Source organism: Achromobacter sp. JUb104 (assembly GCF_024806975.1).
Lineage (GTDB): Bacteria > Pseudomonadota > Gammaproteobacteria > Burkholderiales > Burkholderiaceae_B > Achromobacter > Achromobacter spanius.
Map to the genome: position 1 here is coordinate 951,451 of NZ_JANUEY010000002.1, position 18,586 is coordinate 970,036.

An 18,586-nucleotide genomic window follows, 5' to 3' on the forward strand; every position below is an offset into this window, starting at 1 on the left:
CCCGCATGCCCATCCCCACCTTTCAGGCCTACCGGCTGCATGGCGGCGCCGACGGCGCGCCCCCGCAAGGACGCTTCGACACCTTGTCGGAAGATGACTTGTCCCCCGGCGATACGCTGATCAAGGTCGCCTACGCCGGCCTGAACTACAAGGACGCGCTGGCGCAGGCCGGACGCGGCAACGTCGTGCGCCAGTACCCCCGCATCGGCGGCATCGACCTGAGCGGCACCGTGGTGCACTCCACCGACCCCGCGCTTGCTCCCGGTCAGGAAGTCGTCGTGCATGGCTTTGGCATCGGCGTGGACTGCGACGGCGGCTATGCGGAATACGCGCGCGTGCCACATGACTGGGTGCTGCCCTTGCCCGCCGGCATCACACTGCGCGATGCCGCCGTGCTGGGCGCCGCGGGGTTCACCGCCGCGCTATCCCTGCACTGGATGGAACACTGCGGCCTGGCGCCTGACCAAGGCGAGGTCCTGGTAACCGGCGCCACCGGCGGCGTGGCGGGCATCGCCATCGACATCCTCAGCCAACGCGGGTATCGCGTCTGCGCCATGTCCGGCAAGCGCGATGCCGCCGACTACCTGCGGTCGCTGGGCGCCGCCGAGGTCATGGCCCCGCCCGACCTGTCCGCCCCCATCAAACCCTTGATGAGCGCGCGCTGGGCCGGCGTCATTGATTCCGTGGGCGGCCCCTTGCTGGCCCACGCGCTGGCCAGCGTGCGCCCCGACGGCGTGGTGGCCGCGTTTGGCAACGCGGGCGGCGCGGAGCTGCCCACGTCCGTCATCCCCTTCATCTTGCGCGGCGTGAAGCTGCTGGGCATCAACGCCAACAGCCCCATGCCGCTGCGCCGCGCGCTATGGCAACGGCTGGCCTCCGACTACCGCCCGCAGCGCCTGGACCTTGCCGCGCGCGTCATCACCCCCCATGACTTGCAGCAAGCGCTGGCCGCCATGCTCGAACGCGGCAGCACCGGCCGCAGCGTCGTGCGCTTTTCCTGAACCTACTCGCCCGCAAATCATGACTACGCATTCCGACCCCACCCTGTCCCGCCTGTTCACCCCGCGCAGCATCGCCATCGTGGGCGCGTCCGCCACCCCCGGCAAGATCGGCGCCATGCCGGTCAGCCTGCTGCGTCAGCATGGTTACGACGGCCGCATCCTGCCCATCAATCCGCGCGCCGATAGCATCCAGGGCTTGCCCGCCGCGCCCGATCTGGCCGCGCTGGATACCGACGTGGACCTGGTCATCCTGGCCGTGCCCGCCGCGCATGCCGCCCAGGCGCTACAAAGCGCGCGCCCTGGTCAGGTGGGCGGCGCGGTCGTATTCACGTCAGGCTTTTCGGAAACCGGCGCGGAAGGTGTCGCCATGCAAGAGGCGCTATGCGCCATCGCGCGCGAGCGCGGCATCCGCCTGCTGGGACCCAACTGCCTGGGCTACATGAACGTGCGCCACAAGGTCTACGCCACGTTCTCGCCCGCGCCCGCCAACGGCGCCGTGGCGCTGGGCGGCATCGGCATGGTGTCGCAAAGCGGCGCGTTCGGCGCCTATGCCTATTGCATGGCGCGCGAACGCGGACTCGGCCTGTCGCACTGGATCAGCACCGGCAACGAAGCCGACATCGACGTGGCCGACTGCATCAACTGGCTGGCGCATGACGCCGACACGCGGGTCATCATGGCCTACATGGAAGGTTGCCGCGACGGCGCCAAGCTGCGCGGTGCACTGGCCGCCGCGCGCGATGCCGGCAAGCCCGTGGTCGTCACCAAGATCGGCCGCACCCAGGCCGGCGCGCAGGCCGCCGCGTCACACACCGCCGCGCTGGCGGGCGATGACGCCGTCTACGACGCGCTGTTTCGCCAATACGGCGCGCTGCGCGCCCGCAGCATCGAAGACTTCTTCAACCTGGGCTATGCGCTGGACACCTGGCAGCAACGCCCCCAAGGCAAGCGCCTGGGCATCTTCACGATATCCGGCGGCGTTGGCGCCTTGATGGCCGACGAGGCCGAGGAAGCCGGCCTGTCGCTACCCGAACCCGACGCGGCCGCGCAGGCCCGACTGCTGGAACGCGTGCCCTTCGCCGGCCCGCGCAACCCGGTCGACGTCACCGGCCAGGTGGTGTCCGAACCCGGCCTGCTGCTGGCCACCGCCGACGACATGCTGGCCGACGGCCGCTACGATGCGCTGGCGGTCTTCCTGGCGGCCGCCGGGTCCTCGGAAACGTTGTGGCCCACCTTCGAAACCTTTGCCCGCGAGATGCGCGCCCGCCACCCCGACGTGCCACTGGCCTTCTGCGCGCTGTTCCCGCCTAAGCGCCGCCGCGAGCTTGAACGCTTGGGCACGCTGGTGTTCGAAGACCCCAGCGCCGCGATACGGACGATAGGCGCGGTGGCGGGGTTAGCTGCGGCGTCGGGGGCCACGTCGGATGCCGCGTCGAATGGCAGCAAGACTGGAAGCACGAACAGCAGCACGAATGGAAGCACGACAGGAACCACGAGCGGCAACACGGACGGCACCTCCAACGCCGGCCCGAATGCCCACGCCTCCGTGCCGTCTGTTAATGCAAGCACCGCGCCGCTGCGTGACACCTACAACGAAGTGCAGGCGATGGACGTCCTGCGCCAAGCCGGACTGCCCGTGCCTGACTGCACGCTTGCCACCGACGCCGACACCGCCGTGGCCGCCGCTGCCCGCGCGGCCGGCCCCGTGGTCTTGAAAGTGGTGTCGCCCGACATCCTGCACAAAAGCGATGTGGGCGGCGTGAAGCTCAACCTGTCGGGCGAAGACGCCGTGCGCCACGGCCACGCCGCCATCCTGGACAGCGTACGCACGCACTGCCCCACTGCCCGCATCGACGGCGTGCTGGTCGCGCCCATGGCGCCCAAAGGCGTGGAGTGCATCGTGGGCGTGCACGGCGACCCGGTCTTCGGCCCCGTCGTCATGTTCGGCCTGGGCGGCGTCTTCGTCGAAGTGCTGAAAGACGTCAGCTTCCGCCTGGCGCCCTTTGACCATGCCCAGGCCCTGTCGATGATCCGCGAAATCAAGGGCTACGCGCTCCTGCAAGGCGCACGCGGCGCACCGCCCTGCGACATCAATGCGTTGGCAGATGCCTTGGTGGCGCTGTCGCGTTTCGCGGATGCGCGCCGGGAAGATTTCAGCTCCGTGGAGATCAACCCGTTGTTGGCGCTGCCGGATGGGCAGGGGGTGCTGGCTTTGGACGCGGTGCTTATTCCCAGCGCTGGGCGTGGCGGCGTGCGTTCGTCTTGATCCAATTGCCCAGGCGTTCGATCAACGTGCGTTCGGACCCGGCGGCGGACTGCGCAAGCAGGCTCGCCTGCACAGCCTCCAGTGCCCCGGGCAACGCGGTCATCAACGACCGCGCCATCGTCACGCCGTAGCGCGGGTGAAAGCCCAGGTCCGTGGCCATGGCCTCGATCTGTTCGCGTCCGATGCTGCCCGGGGTCATCACGCCGCCCACGGAAAACGCAAAGCGGCGGGAAAGCCCCGGGTACATCGCGGTACACATCAGGTCATAGAACGGTGCCAGCCGGTATTGCCCGTTCGGCGACTGGAGCACGGACAGGTTCTTGGCGTGGCTATCGTTGTTGCCCACATAGAGATTGAAAATCACCCATTGCAAGAATCGCTTATGGTCGCCCGCGCCGACGCCCATGCCCGCCAGCAAATGGCGACAATCCGCCAGCGTCGGGCCGCCGTCTGCTTCGTACTTCACGTCCGACGGCTTGCCCGCCAATTGGCATAAGTCCAACTGATGCAAGCGCAGCAAGCCGCCTTGACCATCGTCCAAGCGGTCATAGCGCTTGATCAGGCAGGCGTGGGTGTCGCGTTGATAGTGCGCGTCTGCCACACCCAAGCCAAGCTGCGTCGCCAATTGCATCACCAGGGTTTCGTTCAATGCCGACGCCCACACTCCTTTCAGGCCGCGAATGTCGGGCTTCAAAATATGCGATGACGGCGCCGAGCCTTCGGGCATCGCGGGCGAGCCGTCCGGCAACACCGACAGCAATAGCTTGTCTTGCGCGCCTGCCAGGGATATTCGCGCGCCCTCGTCGCTTTCGGCTACCAGCGCGGGCACCGCGCCATGCTTCAGGCGTTCGGCAATGGCTTGCCAGGTCGTGGGCCGATAGTGCGCGGGCGCGGGCTTTTCACCTTGCGGCAATATCGTCAGCCCGCTGGCCGTGTCGCCGCCCACGCTGCGCAGCAGTCCGAATACCGTCGTCGCGTGGCGGCTCAGTTGCAAGAACTTGCGTACCTGCCCTTCAGGCAGCAAGTTTTCAAAGAAGGCATGAACGGCGTCGCCAGCATGATCGGCCTGCGCCAGCGGCATCGTCGGGGAAATGGCCTGCGCGTCCGGGACGTTCCGCCACGACTCGTCGTACACAAAGCGCAACGGCCGCTCGTCATACAGGCGACCCACCTTGCGCACCCCTTGATAAAGATCCAATGCGTCCGACGCTGTCATGGCAGCCTCGGACGTTTCGGCGCGATCTGCACTTCAAGACCCAGCAGATCCAGCATGTCCAACACCTTCTGCAATTGCAGCGTGGGTTTGCCGCGCTCAAGGTCGCCCACAAAACGGTTACCCGAACCAGACAGGCCGGCAAGATCGGCTTGAAGCAAGCCTTGATCGCGTCGCATGGCTTTCACCAGTTCGCCCAGTTCGGCTGCGGTGCGGATGGTTGCTGGCAACGTGGCTTGGGCGTGGTCGATAGGCATGGATGCCTCCAAAATTACCGTTCGGTAAGTTTAGGGTGTTTCGGCCACGAATCCAATTAAATATTCCCGATCGGTAATATTTTCCGCGCAACGCTGTGATTTCGCTTGAATATTACCGATCGGGAATATTCAGAATATCCGTAGGTTACCGGCGAAAAAAAGCGCCCGGTTTCCCAGGCGCCCTCTCATCCCACTACCCCGCCGCTTACTTCAGCAGCAACGCATTCAAGCGCTTCACAAACGCGGCCGGGTCGGCAATTTGTGCACCTTCAGCCAGCAGGGCCTGATCCAGCAGCAGCCGTGCCCACTGATCAAATTCACCATCTTCAGCCGCACGGATGCGTGCCAGCAGCGGGTGTTCCGGGTTGATTTCCAGCACCGGCTTCACGTTCGGCGCTTCCTGGCCCGCGGCCTTCAGCATGCGCAGCAGGTGCGGGCTGAGTTCGTTCTGGCCCACCACCACGCACGCCGGCGAATCCACCAGGCGCAGCGTCACACGCACTTCCTTCACCTGTTCTTCCAGCGTCTTTTGCAGGCGCTCGACCAGCGGCTTGAAGTCTTCAGCCACTTCGGCCTGATGCTTCTTTTCTTCCTCGTCGGCCAGCTCGGCCAGGTCCAGGCCGCCCTTGGCCACCGACACCAGCGACTTGCCATCGAATTCGCGCAGGTACGACAGCATCCATTCGTCAACGCGGTCAGACAGCAGCAGCACTTCGATGCCCTTCTTGCGGAAGATTTCCAGATGCGGGCTGTTGCTGGCCGCGGCAAACGTGTCGGCCGTGACGTAGTAAATCTTGTCCTGGCCTTCCTTCATGCGCGACACGTAGTCGGCAAACGACACCGTCTGCGCCTGGTCGCCCGACTGCGTGGACGCAAAGCGCATCAGCTTGGCAATGCGTTCCAGGTTGGCGGAATCTTCACCCGCGCCTTCCTTCAGCACCTGGCCGAATTCCGTCCAGAACGTGGCGTAGTCTTCCGGCTTGTTCTCGGCCAGGTCTTCCAGCAGCGACAGAATGCGCTTGGCCGAGCCTTCGCGAATGGCGCGCACGTCGCGGCTTTCTTGCAGGATTTCGCGCGACACGTTCAAGGGCAGGTCGGCGGAATCGATCACGCCGCGCACAAAGCGCAGGTACGACGGCAGCAACTGATCGGCGTCGTCCATGATGAAGACACGCTTCACGTACAGCTTCACGCCGTGGCGGCCGTCGCGGTCCCACATGTCCATGGGCGCGTGCTTGGGCACGTACAGCAGTTGCGTGTATTCGCTGCGGCCTTCCACGCGGTTGTGCGTCCAGGCCAACGGGTCGTCGTAGTCGTGCGACACCGTCTTGTAGAACTCGCGGTACTGCTCTTCCGTGACTTCCGACTTGCTGCGGGCCCACAGCGCATTGGCCTGGTTCACCGTTTCCAGTTCTTCGGTCTTGACCTGTTCGCCCTTTTCCTGATCCCACTCTTCCTTGGCCATGCGGATCGGCAAGGAAATATGGTCGGAATAGCGGCGCAGAACTTCACGCAGCTTCCAGCCGTTCAGGAAGTCGTCTTCGTCGGCACGCAGGTGCAGCGTGACGTCGGTGCCGCGCGTGGCCTTGTCAGCGGCGCCAATCGTGAACTCGCCCTGGCCGTCGGATTCCCACTGGATCGCGTCCGTGCTGCCGGCGCGGCGGCTGACCACCGTGACCTTGTCGGCCACGATGAACGACGAGTAAAAGCCCACGCCGAATTGGCCGATCAGTTGCGCGTCTTTTTGCTTGTCGCCCGTCAACTGGGAAAAGAATTCCCGCGTGCCGGAACGCGCGATCGTGCCCAGGTTGGCCACGGCTTCTTCGCGCGACAGGCCAATCCCGTTGTCCGAGATGGTGATGGTGCGCGCGGCCTTGTCGTAGCTGACCGTGATGGCAAGCTCGCCATTGCCTTCCAGCAAGTCGGGCTGGTCAATGGCTTCAAAGCGCAGCTTGTCGCAGGCGTCCGATGCGTTCGACACCAGCTCGCGCAGGAAAATTTCCTTGTTGCTGTACAGCGAATGGATCATCAGGTGCAGCAGTTGCTTCACCTCGGCCTGGAACCCCAGGGTTTCGGACGTGGAAGACGTGGCGGTTTGGCTCATGGTTCTACGTGAAGTAAAAAAATTAGGGACAAATAAAAGGGAATGCAAAGAACCGGGATGCCGGGGCGGTGTGCCCGCGCGGACTTCCGGAAACCCTACCGAGGTGGGGGCTATCGGGAACTTTTCAAGGCCCCGTCGCGGCAGCAGCGCGAAGCCCGCTAAAATCCCGCACTTTCTCCTACCCCCGGCCGGCCCTCCGCCCATGCAACCCGCCTCCCTGTCCCAACCCGCCCCCCACGGCGCCCCCGACGACGCGCCCAGCGCCGACCTGGTCTACGGTCCCGACGACCGCCCCGCACCGCCCGTCGCCTTCGTCGCCGCGTTGCAGCACCTGCTGGCCATCCTGGTCCCCATCGTCACCCCCGGCCTCTTGATCTGCCAGGCCCTGGGCGTCAGCAGCCGCGACACCACGCTGATCGTGTCCATGTCGCTGGTCATCTCCGGCATCGCCACCTATGTGCAGTGCAAGCGCTTCGGCCCCCTGGGCGCCGGCTTGCTCATCGTGCAAGGCACCAGCTTCAACTTCGTGGGCCCGCTGATCGCCGGCGGCTCGGTCATGGTCAAGCAAGGCACGCCGGTCGAAGCCGTGATGGCCGCGATCTTCGGCGTCGTCATCGCCGGATCGTTCGTGGAAATGGGCATCAGCCGCATCCTGCCCTTCGTCAAACGCCTGATCACCCCGCTGGTAACCGGCATCGTCGTGCTGCTGATTGGCCTGACCTTGATCAAGGTCGGCCTGATCAGCATGGGCGGAGGTTTCGGCGCCATGGCCAACGGCACCTTCGCCAGCGCCGAGAACCTGACGCTGTCCGGCCTGGTGCTGGGCACCATCATCCTGCTGAACCGGGTGCCCGTCGTCTGGATCCGCAGCACCGCGCTGGTGCTGGCGCTGGCCGTCGGCTACATCGCCGCCGCCGCCATGGGCCGACTGGACTTCACCGGCGCGCGCGAAGCTGCCCTGTTCCAGATCCCCGTGCCGCTGCACTTTGGTCTGGGCTTCTCGTGGGCGCTGTTCGTGCCGATGCTGATCATCTACCTGGTCACGTCGCTGGAAGCCATCGGCGACGTCACCGCCACCAGCAAGGTCTCCAAGCAGCCCGTCGAAGGCCCGCTGTGGATGCAGCGCATCAAGGGCGGCGTGCTGGTCAACGGCGCGAACTCGCTTTTGGCCGGCGTGTTCAACACGTTTCCCAGCTCGGTCTTCGCGCAGAACAACGGCGTGATCCAACTGACCGGCATCGCCAGCCGCCACGTCGGCGTATGGATCGCCGGCATGCTGATCCTGCTGGGCCTGTTCCCCGGCGTGGCCGGCGTGCTGCAAGCCGTGCCCGAACCCGTCCTGGGCGGCGCCGCCATGGTGATGTTCGGCGCGGTCGCCGCGTCCGGCATCAACATCCTGGCCGGCATTCAGTTGGACCGCCGCGCGTTGTTGATCATCGCGGTGTCGCTGGCCTTGGGGCTGGGCGTGTCGCAAGTACCGGAAATTCTGTCGCACCTGCCGCATGCGGTGAAGAGCGTGCTGGAATCGGGTGTCGCCACCGGCGGGATCTGCGCCTTGGTGATGAACTGGTTCTTGCCGGAAAAGAAGTAGGTCGTGCTTGAGGGCTGGGTCCGTTTTCGGCTGGATGGCGGGGCGGATCCGGCCTTGATCAGGGGCTGGATTTGAGGCCGCCTGACAATTTTTGAAAGTACGCATATAATCGCTGTCTTCGTTCTCCCGCAGCCGTCATCTGGACGTGTTCGCGACCCCCTTGCCCGGGTGGTGAAATTGGTAGACGCAGGGGACTCAAAATCCCCCGCCGCAAGGCGTGCCGGTTCGATTCCGGCCCCGGGCACCATCTGGCCTTCCCAGCAAGGCCCATAGCCAACAAATTCGTTTTTACATCAGCGAGTTAGCGCTAGACAAAATTCCCAGCGAGTCCCATAGATTCCCGCTGGGGTACACCGAAGCCCGCGTTTCTGGGTTCCCTGGCGTGTACCCAAAATGCTCTCCCAATTCCCCGTGGGTACACCCATTTCTGGAGAGCATATGAAGCTTACGGCCAAGCAATGCGCGGCAGCCTTGATCCCGCCTGGCAAACAAGAAACCCTTTTGAGCGACGGCGGCGGCCTTTACCTACGGCTGCGGCTACGATCCGATGGCACAGTCAGCCGGGATTGGCTATTCCGCTTTACGGCTCCAGGAGGCCGCAAGGGCAAGCTCAGCCTCGGGCGGCTAACGGACGTGCCACTTGCTCTAGCGCGAGAGCGTGCCGGGGAGCAGCGACAGCTGCTGTCCGCCAAGGTCGACCCGAAGATCCACCGCATCGAGCAGGTCACGGTTGCCAAACGCCGCGCTTTTGACACTATGGAGACCGTGGCACGCGCCTGGCACAAAGAAGCCGCAGTGCTGGGAAAGTGGTCGGCGAATTACGAGCGTAAGGTCCTGCGAATGATCGAACTCCACCTGCTCCCGAAGTTGGGCGCACGGCCTTTGCACCTGGTATCCCCTCCAGAGGTCCACGGCTTGCTAATGGCTGTGGCCGTGGAAACGCGCGAGACGGCAGGAGAGCTGCGCACACACCTCAAACGGATTTATGCATTCGCCGTACGCAACGAAATGATCGTGCCAGCGGCAAACTTTATGGCAGTGACCCAGATGGACCTGCCGGTTTATCGCACAACGAACTTCGCTACGATTTTGAAGCCCGAAGCCGTTGGGCAGTTGCTACGCGACCTCAAAGAGTATCGGGGGAATTTCATCACGAAATCTCTGTTGGAGATCATGCCGCTTGTTTTCCAGCGCCCCGGCCAAGTGCGCAGGATGAGCTGGGATCAGATCGATTTCGAGACGGGCGTATGGACGTGTCCAGCTGAGATCATGAAGCTGCGCCGCGTGGACAAGGAACACGAACAAACACCAACTCATTTGGTCCCGCTTTCGAGGCAGGCGCTCGAGATCCTGCGTAACCTGCATCAGGTCACAGGGCCGTCCGGCTTCGTGTTCAAGCCGGCAGCCAGACGCAGTGATGCAACTCGGACCATCTCGGAAAACACGGTTAACTCGGCTCTCAGAGCGCTGGGTTATGACACACGTACAGAGATTACGGGCCACGGCTTCAGGGCTATGGCACGCACACTGCTAGTAGAGCGACTGGAATGGAACAGGGATGTAGTGGAACGGCACCTTGCCCACAAGACGCGAGAAGAACTGGGCACAAGTTATGACCGCACTCAGTTCCTGACGCAGAGATTGGCGATGGTGCAGGCTTGGGCAGACTATCTTGATGGTCTGCGCGACGGGAAGACGACACCCGCACTTCGACTGGCGGCCTGATGACCGCATCGCCAGGGCCGCTCCTAGACCCTGGCTACATCTGAACAGGATTTTTTTAACATTAAGGTTTCTGTACTCTGGGCCTGAAGCCTCCCTCGGACTCGTTAGTCAGGGGTCTTGGTGACCAGCTTTCACCGACTTGTGCACTTAGGACAGACTGTTGTTAGAAGCCCGGCATCCTGTATCGAGCTTGGCTGCCCGCAGTTCTCGCACGTTTCAGCGCTGACGTGTTCGGCGTGGCGGATCGCCCGCGAAATAGCCTCGGCCGCTGCGTCTCGCCTAGCATCGTCCTCGCCATCAACTTGGCAATAGAACCGCAAGGCACCGAACTTTTCCTTGATCTGCACGACGTTCGCCGTGCAAGCGGGATACTCGGTCAGAATAGTGTCGATACGGAAGAGCAGGTTCGCGAGCAACCCATCCCAGCCGGGACCGCATTCCAGCCCCCACGGAAGATTGGCGTTCTGAAGCACACGCGGGAATTGCTTTTTCAACGTATCTAGTCGATCAGAGTGTTCGTTCATGGTTGGGGCTCTTTCGGCAGGAAATGGGTTCGATCGACGCAAAGGAAGGGCGCGCTCAAAGGCACTAAGACTCAGAAAGCACTAGGTTGCTGCGGAGCTCTCCCCAAGGCCTAGCAAGGCTCGATTGAACGAGTAATCATTCTCATAACGGGCCTCTATAGACGCGCTGAAAAGGCCGTGGTTGTGATGGTCTGTCGTATAGCCTATACAAGCACAAGGCTCTGATCGACTTTTTTCAAAGGGAGAAATCAGGGCAATTTCCAACTCCGCAGCAAACCTATGACCTCTCCCATAGAGCGGCAGGCCCAATGTGTGTAACAGTGAATCAGTGGCAAATCTGCGACGCTGTCTTCTGATTCATGAGGATCTCTTGCGGTTTGGCTACCCGTAAAGCGGCGGGTTTGCTGCGGCATTGGCGAGAGAGCCTCTCGCTTGCACACTTTCGAAGTGGTTGACAGCAACTCTAGACTTCGATTGCTGGCACAGCTGTTCATAGGCTCACTGCGGAGTTGACGGTTTTGCCTCTGGAAATCATCGACTGGCATGCGACTGACTATGCATCCGCGCCAAGGAACCAACGACACCAAAAGGGTTAGGTTCGCTGAAGAATAAATGGCACACCATCGATCAGAAGAGTTCAAGATAGGTTGAGCAGACCTGCTTACGTAGCCGGCCGAATAAGCAACTCCCCGATAAGGGAAGCTCGCGGTCAAAAAGCAGACATCTCCGCAGGGAATTTTTTGACGCGGATAGGCTAGGCAAGTCCTTCGGGACAGCTAATGTCCAGATCGCGATTCAAACTGTGTACTCCTAACTCAAGTGGAGGCGCAGTGCCTGGCTCGACAGCAATCCGTGGAACGCATGCCGTGTTCAATCGCCCCGCAATCACCCTGCATGGCTGGGGGGTGCCCGCGGACGACATCACCCAGCTTGCGCGGCAGCTTGCGCAGGACATGCCGTGCTTCGATTGGTACACCGACACGGACGGACCATCCGGCACGCTATCGCTGCATCTAGTCGACTTCGCCACCCTGGCCGGAAACGGCCGTGCGATGTGGAACACCTTCGGCCCGATCGAGGCGATGCGTCAGGCTCGCGAGCACGGCGTGCCGGCGTTGGCCCTTTGCCGCGGCAGGATCAGCCAACTGCCGGCTGTGCGTACGGGCGTTTGGGTCATGGCGGCGGAAAGGCCATGGGCGGAGGCCGTGCAATCGCTGGCACGCGCGCTGTCGGCACTGGAGTGGACGCGTCCGCACGGTTACAAGGCGCTGCTCGCATGGCGTGCGACACGCAGGTTCGTCGATGCAAATCTTCTGGGCATTATCGGTTTCGATGAAACTGCGGCCGGCTTTTCCGAGGTACTGCGCGAGGCGCTGACGCTATTGCTGGTGCAACCTGCTGCCCTCGTGGTGACTGGCGTTCCCGAACGGGAGTTGCAACGAACGATCGTCGAGGCAGGTTTGCAAGATCTGCGGCCCTTGGTCGCCGCCCCCATGACGTTGGATGGTGCGCTGCGTGTGGATGCGCTGTTAAGTTTCGCATGGCCGATGCTCGAGTAAATCGGCGCGGTCTGAATCTTAAGAATGTTTACTGAGCGTCGTTATTTTGTTTTGGATGCGAGCGAGATTCATCTCTGCTCAAGTAGAAAAAATCCGTTCGCATGGCGAGAGTGCCATTCAAAAAGGCCGCTACATAATTACTGGAGAACCGCACCGGAGGTTTTCCAGATCTGCTTCCGGTCTTCGTCATGTAAAGCCGCGCCCCGCGCACTGCAGACTTTCTCGAATCTCGCAGTTGTGCTTCGGTGATTTATATTTCAAAATGCAACTATTAATATTAAAAAGAAGAGAACTGCAATGACCATGCAATCCCCTGAAATGCTGCTCACCGAGTTGAACAAGGCGCTGCGTCGCCTGCGTGCGGCTTGCAAGGATCTTGACGACGAGGACATCGATCAAAAGCTGCTCGATGTCATGCGACGGTTGTTGCTGGCAGAGGTTCTGGGCAACACCTGGATCATTGCGATGGGAGGGTCGCAAGGGGCGGGCAAGACAACGTTAATGTCCAGCCTGTATGACTTGAACGGCATGGACGCCGCGAACTGGCTTCAAAGCAATGAGGGCCGAGGCGAAAAAATGCCTGTGCTGATTCTCGAGCAGACCGGCGTGACGGAACCTCAGGGATACGTGCGCCGGCTTGTTTTCGATGAAACCACAAAAAGGTTCGAACTGGCGGAAGACGAGGTCGACATCGAAAAATTTCAGCGCGCGATCTGCGACCCTGAGGCCGGTGACCTGTTGCCGGTCCTGCGTGTCCCGTGCCGTTATTTCAAGCGCGAGAATCAGGCCTGGCTACTTCTGCCGGGCTACGAAAAACAGGATCGAGCCAACCGCTCTTGGCAGGACTTGATGCGTCAGGCCATGATTGCCGCTGGCGGCTGCGTCGTCGTGACGGACGAAACCCGGCTGGCCAATCAGCAGCAGCTCGAGATCGTACGGGACATGCTGGAGAACGAGCTCAAGAACTGCAGGCCGTACATCGTCATCTCCAAGACCGAAGCCCATCGTCACGATACGAAGAGGCAGGCCGAGTTGCGGGCCAGCGCACAAGCTACCTTTCGTGTCGACGCGGATCAGGCGCATAAGCACATCATTCTGACCGGCACCGATGATCTGCAGTACAGGGAGGAGTGGATGCCCATGTTGCGCGACGCCATCTACGATCTGAACTTTACCGGTCCGTCAGACCGCCATCTTCAGATGACCCACTTGTCGGAACTCGTGGGCAAGGATCTGACCCGCGTGCTCAATGCGATACGCAGCAAATCCCGGCTATATTTCAATTCGGACAAGGTGGGTGGCGCCGATGGCGAGGAAGTGCTGGCTGACGTTCTGGAGAAGTTCGATGAGGCTGTCGAAACGCTTCGAGCCAAGCACCACAAGGCAGTCGAAAAGGCTGCCCTCGATGCTCGCGGAGAGGCCTACGGTGCAATGCAATCCCGGCTGCAACGCGAGCACGAGGGATTCCGAAATTGGATTTCCAACGCATTCGACACCACCAGCGAATCGCAAGGAAAGATGCAGGAGCTGGTGCAGACATGCTGGCGGCAGGCCATTCCCACGTTGCTCTCCCGCTACACCAGCGCATCGGCGGAATTGACACGCGAGGCTCTCGGCCCTCTACGCGAGGAACAAGCGCCCGATGGGCCCATCGCGCGACTCACACAGGAACAATCCCAGGCGCGGATGCAACTGGGATACCAGCGTGCATCCGGTCAGGCGGTGCAATTCGAGAAATTGACTCCCGAGGCCATCCAGGACATCAGGATCCTGCTTGGCAACAGCAGCAAACAGGAAGAACAGGCACATCAGGACGCCAGCAAGCAACTGGGTGGCAGCGTGAAATTGATTCCTGCGATGTCCCTGGAGTACTCCCGGCTCATCTACGCCATGCCAAAGGTCTTGGGACTCAAGAACGATCTGACTCCGATCGAGGAACCGAGCGATTCCAACATCGTTACGGATGGCGTGAACAGCGTGAAAAGCGGCGTGGAATTGGGGAAGACAGCCATAAGATCGCTTGCCGCGGTCATGGCGGTGGACGTCATCAGTGACGGCGACTCCGACATACTGGGCGCTCTCTTTGGTCAGGCTTCAACTGACGCAGGAGAGACCACGTCTTCGCTGCCCGTGCCCATGCCGATGACCCTGCATCCCGCCGCGGTTGCGGCAACCGCCGTAGTGGCCGCGGCGTACGTCACTGTCTCGGCTGTGACAAGGATGCGTACCTTCGAAAGAAAAACTAGTGAGCAGGCGTACGCCATGCTGCACAGCGTGCACGACAGTTACGTCGCGCATCTGCGGGATCAGTTCAACGACACCATGGCGGTGGTGCGTACACACATCCAGGAGAAAATGCGTGCGCGATACCGCATGGATGAAATGTTGATGCACAAGGACAGGCTGGCCAGCGCGATCGCCGATGTGACATCGCTCAACAGCGACCTGCAGCATGAACTCAACGCATCCGCGTCGGGATTGCAGTTCCTTGCGGCCGGAGGAACGGCACACAATGGCTAAGAAGGCCATCCTGGATTACTGGCACGACGTGCACACGCAGGATTCCGACTGGGCATTACGTGCCTACGCGAAATTGGTCGATACCCTGAGCGCCGATGTCCAGGAGAAGCTGCGCGGCAATAAGATGGCCGCGCAGCCCTACATCGCGATTTTCGGCAAGACTCAGGTCGGTAAAACGACGTTGCTGCTCGATCTTCTGGGGATAGATCCGGCGGGTATTTCCACCGTGTCCCGCGTTATGCGCGGCGGGCGGGAATCCGGAAAATCCGCGACTGCCACGACCATGGAATATTGTCGCTCGGAAACCGAGCGCTGGGGGCTGGAGCTCCATGGCAAGGCACGCTGGTTCGACACCGACGAGGACATCGAGCAGGCGCTGGGGCAATTGCGGGCAGAGATGGAGAGCGGCTTTCTCGTTGCGGAATCGCCTTGCGTGGTGCATATTCCGCAGCGCTACTTCGTTGCTGCAGCGTCGACCGCACCAGACGTCCGGATTCTGGATCTGCCGGGCGACAAGCCGGCCAATGACCAGGAGCAAAGCCACGTCAACCAGATGGCCAAAGTCTATCTGCCGTTTGCCGACCTAATTCTTTTGGTGGGCCGGGGCGACGACCTGGGATTTGTGCAGCCCGGCGCCATCACGCTTCCCGGCATCGAAGATTGGCAGATCATGCCGCATCGATTCCGGATCGTGACGACCTATTCCTACTCGGCCCAGTCGGTCAAGGACTTGATCCGTAACGATGCCGGCTTCGATGTCAGCAGGCTGCGCCAGCGCTTGATCGAGCAGATCGAACGCTTTGGCCCCCTGATCGACGCCGCCAAGGACGTGCGGCACTATTTTCCATTGGAGTTCGGAAGCAGCTGGACGAACGTTGAAAAGACCGAGCCGCAGCTGCATGAACGCCTCGTGCCCATCATTACTGCGTTGAGGAAGGAGCTGCTTGAGCAGATTGGAAGCGCCACGACGCCGATGGGCCGGCTGCGCAGCACCTTGAATACGCATCTCAGCGTCAGGCATATCAACAGGACAAAGATCGACGCGGCCGAGAAAGGGATTTCAGAACTCTCCAGGAAAGAAGAGTTGGCCGCCGCCGACGTATCTGACTGGGTGAGTCTGATCGAAAACGAACGCAGAAAGTTGTGCAGTCATCGCGAGATACTGAAGAAGTATGACCTCGAAAGAAGCAAAGCACTGATTTTTCAGGCAGTTGTCGTCGCCGCGAGTAACTGCGTCAAAACGTGCGCCATCATGCCAGAAGGCAAAGGCCTACCTGAGAAGGATGATTGTTCGATTCTCAGGGAATGGATGCGCCGGTACGGCGCCGCTCTTGCCAGTATGGAACTGGATACGGTTGCCGAGTCGAATTCCGAACTTGCGTCGTCATACTGGAGAACCGTTCGCCGAGGCGCGATTCCGCCTGAAGCGTGCGTCGTCCAGGAGGAGCTCGACAAGGCCTTTGGAGAAATTCGCCGGAAAATTTCCGGCTACACGTTCGACATGTATTTCTTTTCGTCGAACTACCAAGAGGATCTGGCAGCCGTACACACGGCAGCAAAAACTGCCACGAGTTCGCTGATCACGTTGTGGCGAGATGCATGGTGGCGATCACTGGCCGACGTCCATAAGATGCTTCAGTTTGAACTTCGCAAGGCCCAAGCCCGACTGCAGTTGGACGAATATGAGCTGAAAAAGGCGATGGAAAAAAAGGAGCGGTTCAGCTTACAACTGGCCTGCTGCCGTGCCGAAAGTGAACGCATCGAAGACGTGGCGCGAGAGGATCTGGAACGATGCGACAAGCTCATCCGTTTTTTGGATGAGGAGTACTTGTCCGGCTTGCGTGGCCGCATGCACTGTGCCCTGCAGAACGAAGACGAGTGCGATGCCTTTCTGCAAGTGCTCTCGTGCGTCGAAATGAAAAATCAGCGAGAAAATTTGATGAATCTGAATGAACCCGCAAACTGAATCATGGATCTGACAGCAGAAATCAAGAGCAAAGAAAAGAGCCTTTCCGATCTGATGGTGAAAATCCTCAAAGGGCCGCTCAATCCCATTGAAGATTCACTGAAGACGCTGAAAGACGATCTTCTGGACACCAAGGATCTGGTGTCGGAGGTCAATGATGCCGTCAATGTTTCCGTGGGCGATCTGGAAAAAGTCCAGAAGACGCTGAAAAGAATACGCGAGGACAGTCTGCCTGAAATCGCGTCGAGCATTCAGACAGTCATTGCAGGGCATGTCGGCTCGCAGTCGCAGCACATCATCGCGAAGCTGACTGAGTTGTCGTCCTCGCTGGGCCAGGAGGTCGGCGCGGCAAGAGCGGAGCAGGCGCACCTGATTCAGGCCGCCATAGCAGAAGTTCGCCTGAATCGTGAGAATGCAGAAAACGCCGATGTTGATCGTTCGGGCCAGCTGCAGTCGCTTGCCCTCGAGTTGAAGCAGGCCATTGTCGAAATCGGTACCGTACTCGAAGACCTGCACCGCAAGAGCGATAGCGCCAGCTCAGAGGGATTCCGGAATTTGACGCAAGAGAGCTGTCGTGTTGCGCATGAGTTATCTGCGTCCCTTGAAAGGTGTCAGACCGTCATGATGGAGGCAATGGATCAGCAACGACGGGCCATGCTTGAGGAGTTCTCATCGCTGAAAGCAAAGATGAAAATTTCGGCGATCATCATTGGCGTATTCTTCGCATCGATGCTCGCTTATGTCGGGTATGACCTGTCTGGCAAGTTCTGATCAGCCAGGTCATCTGATTCCATGTCGATACGAATGAACGCATCCATGTCCCCGCTGATCGCTAGTGTTTTTCATGTTCTGAAGGACGCTGAGAATAGCGGCCATTTCATGAGTACGCCCGAGGTACACCGCGAGGTGTGCAGGGCAAGTCCCGAGCGTCCCGTCGTCAAGACTGTTCTGCGGGCATTGCAGAAGCTGCTCGATGAACAACTGGTGGACTCCGAGAAGCGTGGCACCGCGCTGGTTTGGCGCAAGCGGGCCGGCGCCCGCGGGATCGCCGCGAAGTCTGCCGGATTGATGACGCATGAGCAGGCGCTCGCGCTCCAGACGCTGAAACGATTCTCTTCTCGGCAGATTCCGTCACTGGTTGCGGAATCGTTGTCTTCCCTGTTTGATACCGCCGAGAAACGTCTGGGCGTCTCGCACAACGACAGCGAACGCCGCTATCGGAAATGGGTGGACAAGGTCGAAGTAGAAAGCGGGGCCTTTGCCTTGCAGCATCCGGCCATAGACTCAAACATCTTTTCCACAGTTTCCCGTGCTCTATTTTTCGAGCAGAAAATCGAAGTGGTTTATCGCGTTCGCTCCAAAGGGGATCAGGAAACGGCGAAGATTATCGACCCGCTGGGATTGGTCGAGGTGGGCGGGGTGATCTATCTTGTCGCAGCCATGGTCGGCTATCCCAAGCCTGCCATGTACCGGCTTGACAGGGTGGTCAGCGCAACCATGTTGCCCGAGATATTCACCTATCCCCGGGAATTCAGCCTGGCCGAGTATGTGAAACATCAACGACAGTTCGATTTTATGGTGGAGGGCACCATCAAGCTGGAACTGCGTTTTCTCAGCGGCGCTGGTAATCACCTGATCGAGTCGCCCTTATCAGATGATCAAGTGGCGGAATATGTTGGAGCGGAGCTGCGGGTCATGGGGACGGTCTTGCTCAGCAAGCGCTTGCGTTGGTGGCTGAGAGCGTTTGGCCCGAATGTCGAGGTCGTGGGGCCAGCAATGCTACGCGAGGAAATGGCCAAAGAAGCGGAAACGCTTGCGGCGCTTTATGCCACGCGTGCGTGAACGAGTGGGTGATCGAGA

General features: G+C 60.8%; 13 protein-coding genes and 1 tRNA gene. 10 read left to right on the top strand and 4 right to left on the bottom strand.

The features are described from left to right. Nucleotides 1–5 precede the first annotated feature (5 nt). Nucleotides 6–1,001 carry an acryloyl-CoA reductase gene (locus M2361_RS16250; RefSeq protein WP_259250590.1) on the top strand — a complete coding sequence of 332 codons (996 nt, stop codon included), beginning with the start codon at nt 6–8 and terminating at the stop codon, nt 999–1,001. Nucleotides 1,002–1,020: 19 nt separating this feature from the next. Next, nucleotides 1,021–3,267, top strand: a complete 2,247-nt coding sequence (locus M2361_RS16255; RefSeq protein ID WP_259250591.1) for an acetate--CoA ligase family protein — start codon at nt 1,021–1,023, stop codon at nt 3,265–3,267. Here the strand turns inward: M2361_RS16255 and M2361_RS16260 are convergent. The 3 genes from M2361_RS16260 to htpG form a co-directional block, all read right to left on the bottom strand. Further along, nucleotides 3,227–4,483 carry a type II toxin-antitoxin system HipA family toxin gene (locus M2361_RS16260; RefSeq protein WP_259250593.1) on the bottom strand — a complete coding sequence of 419 codons (1,257 nt, stop codon included), beginning with the start codon at nt 4,481–4,483 and terminating at the stop codon, nt 3,227–3,229. The genes M2361_RS16255 and M2361_RS16260 overlap by 41 nt on opposite strands. Beyond that, entirely contained in the window at nt 4,480–4,737 is a 258-nt protein-coding gene (locus tag M2361_RS16265; protein WP_259250594.1) for a helix-turn-helix domain-containing protein, read from the bottom strand. Before M2361_RS16265 ends, M2361_RS16260 begins: the two co-directional genes overlap by 4 nt. A gap of 205 nt (nt 4,738–4,942) precedes the next feature. Continuing rightward, complete coding sequence (gene htpG, locus M2361_RS16270) at nt 4,943–6,841, bottom strand: molecular chaperone HtpG (protein WP_259250596.1); 1,899 nt, start codon at nt 6,839–6,841, stop codon at nt 4,943–4,945. 202 nt (nt 6,842–7,043) lie between these two features. On the opposite strand from htpG, the gene M2361_RS16275 reads away from it, so the two are divergent. From M2361_RS16275 to M2361_RS16285, 3 genes are all read left to right on the top strand, one after another. Continuing rightward, nucleotides 7,044–8,432 (top strand): uracil-xanthine permease family protein, encoded by a 1,389-nt coding sequence (locus tag M2361_RS16275; RefSeq protein WP_259250597.1) that lies wholly within the window; start codon nt 7,044–7,046, stop codon nt 8,430–8,432. 162 nt (nt 8,433–8,594) lie between these two features. Next, nucleotides 8,595–8,679, top strand: a tRNA-Leu gene (locus M2361_RS16280). A gap of 191 nt (nt 8,680–8,870) precedes the next feature. Beyond that, on the top strand, nt 8,871–10,157 hold the full coding sequence (locus M2361_RS16285) for a site-specific integrase (RefSeq protein ID WP_259250599.1): 1,287 nt from the start codon (nt 8,871–8,873) through the stop codon (nt 10,155–10,157). A gap of 131 nt (nt 10,158–10,288) precedes the next feature. Here the strand turns inward: M2361_RS16285 and M2361_RS16290 are convergent, their stop codons facing one another. Further along, nucleotides 10,289–10,681 carry a hypothetical protein gene (locus M2361_RS16290; protein WP_259250601.1) on the bottom strand — a complete coding sequence of 131 codons (393 nt, stop codon included), beginning with the start codon at nt 10,679–10,681 and terminating at the stop codon, nt 10,289–10,291. 866 nt (nt 10,682–11,547) lie between these two features. Here M2361_RS16290 and M2361_RS16295 point away from each other — a divergent pair. The 5 genes from M2361_RS16295 to M2361_RS16315 all read left to right on the top strand — a co-directional run bounded on the left by M2361_RS16295 (nt 11,548) and on the right by M2361_RS16315 (nt 18,568). Continuing rightward, entirely contained in the window at nt 11,548–12,240 is a 693-nt protein-coding gene (locus tag M2361_RS16295; protein ID WP_259250602.1) for a hypothetical protein, read from the top strand. A 297-nt stretch (nt 12,241–12,537) separates the two neighbouring features. Continuing rightward, a complete protein-coding gene (locus M2361_RS16300; RefSeq protein ID WP_259250603.1) occupies nt 12,538–14,760 on the top strand; it encodes a hypothetical protein in 2,223 nt (740 codons plus the stop codon). Continuing rightward, nucleotides 14,753–16,726: a dynamin family protein gene (locus M2361_RS16305; protein ID WP_259250604.1), complete on the top strand. Its 1,974-nt coding sequence runs from the start codon at nt 14,753–14,755 to the stop codon at nt 16,724–16,726. The genes M2361_RS16300 and M2361_RS16305 overlap by 8 nt, the downstream gene beginning before the upstream one ends. A gap of 3 nt (nt 16,727–16,729) precedes the next feature. Continuing rightward, nucleotides 16,730–17,497 (top strand): hypothetical protein, encoded by a 768-nt coding sequence (locus M2361_RS16310; RefSeq protein WP_259250606.1) that lies wholly within the window; start codon nt 16,730–16,732, stop codon nt 17,495–17,497. A 45-nt stretch (nt 17,498–17,542) separates the two neighbouring features. Then, nucleotides 17,543–18,568, top strand: a complete 1,026-nt coding sequence (locus M2361_RS16315; protein ID WP_259250608.1) for a YafY family protein — start codon at nt 17,543–17,545, stop codon at nt 18,566–18,568. Nucleotides 18,569–18,586 lie beyond the last annotated feature (18 nt).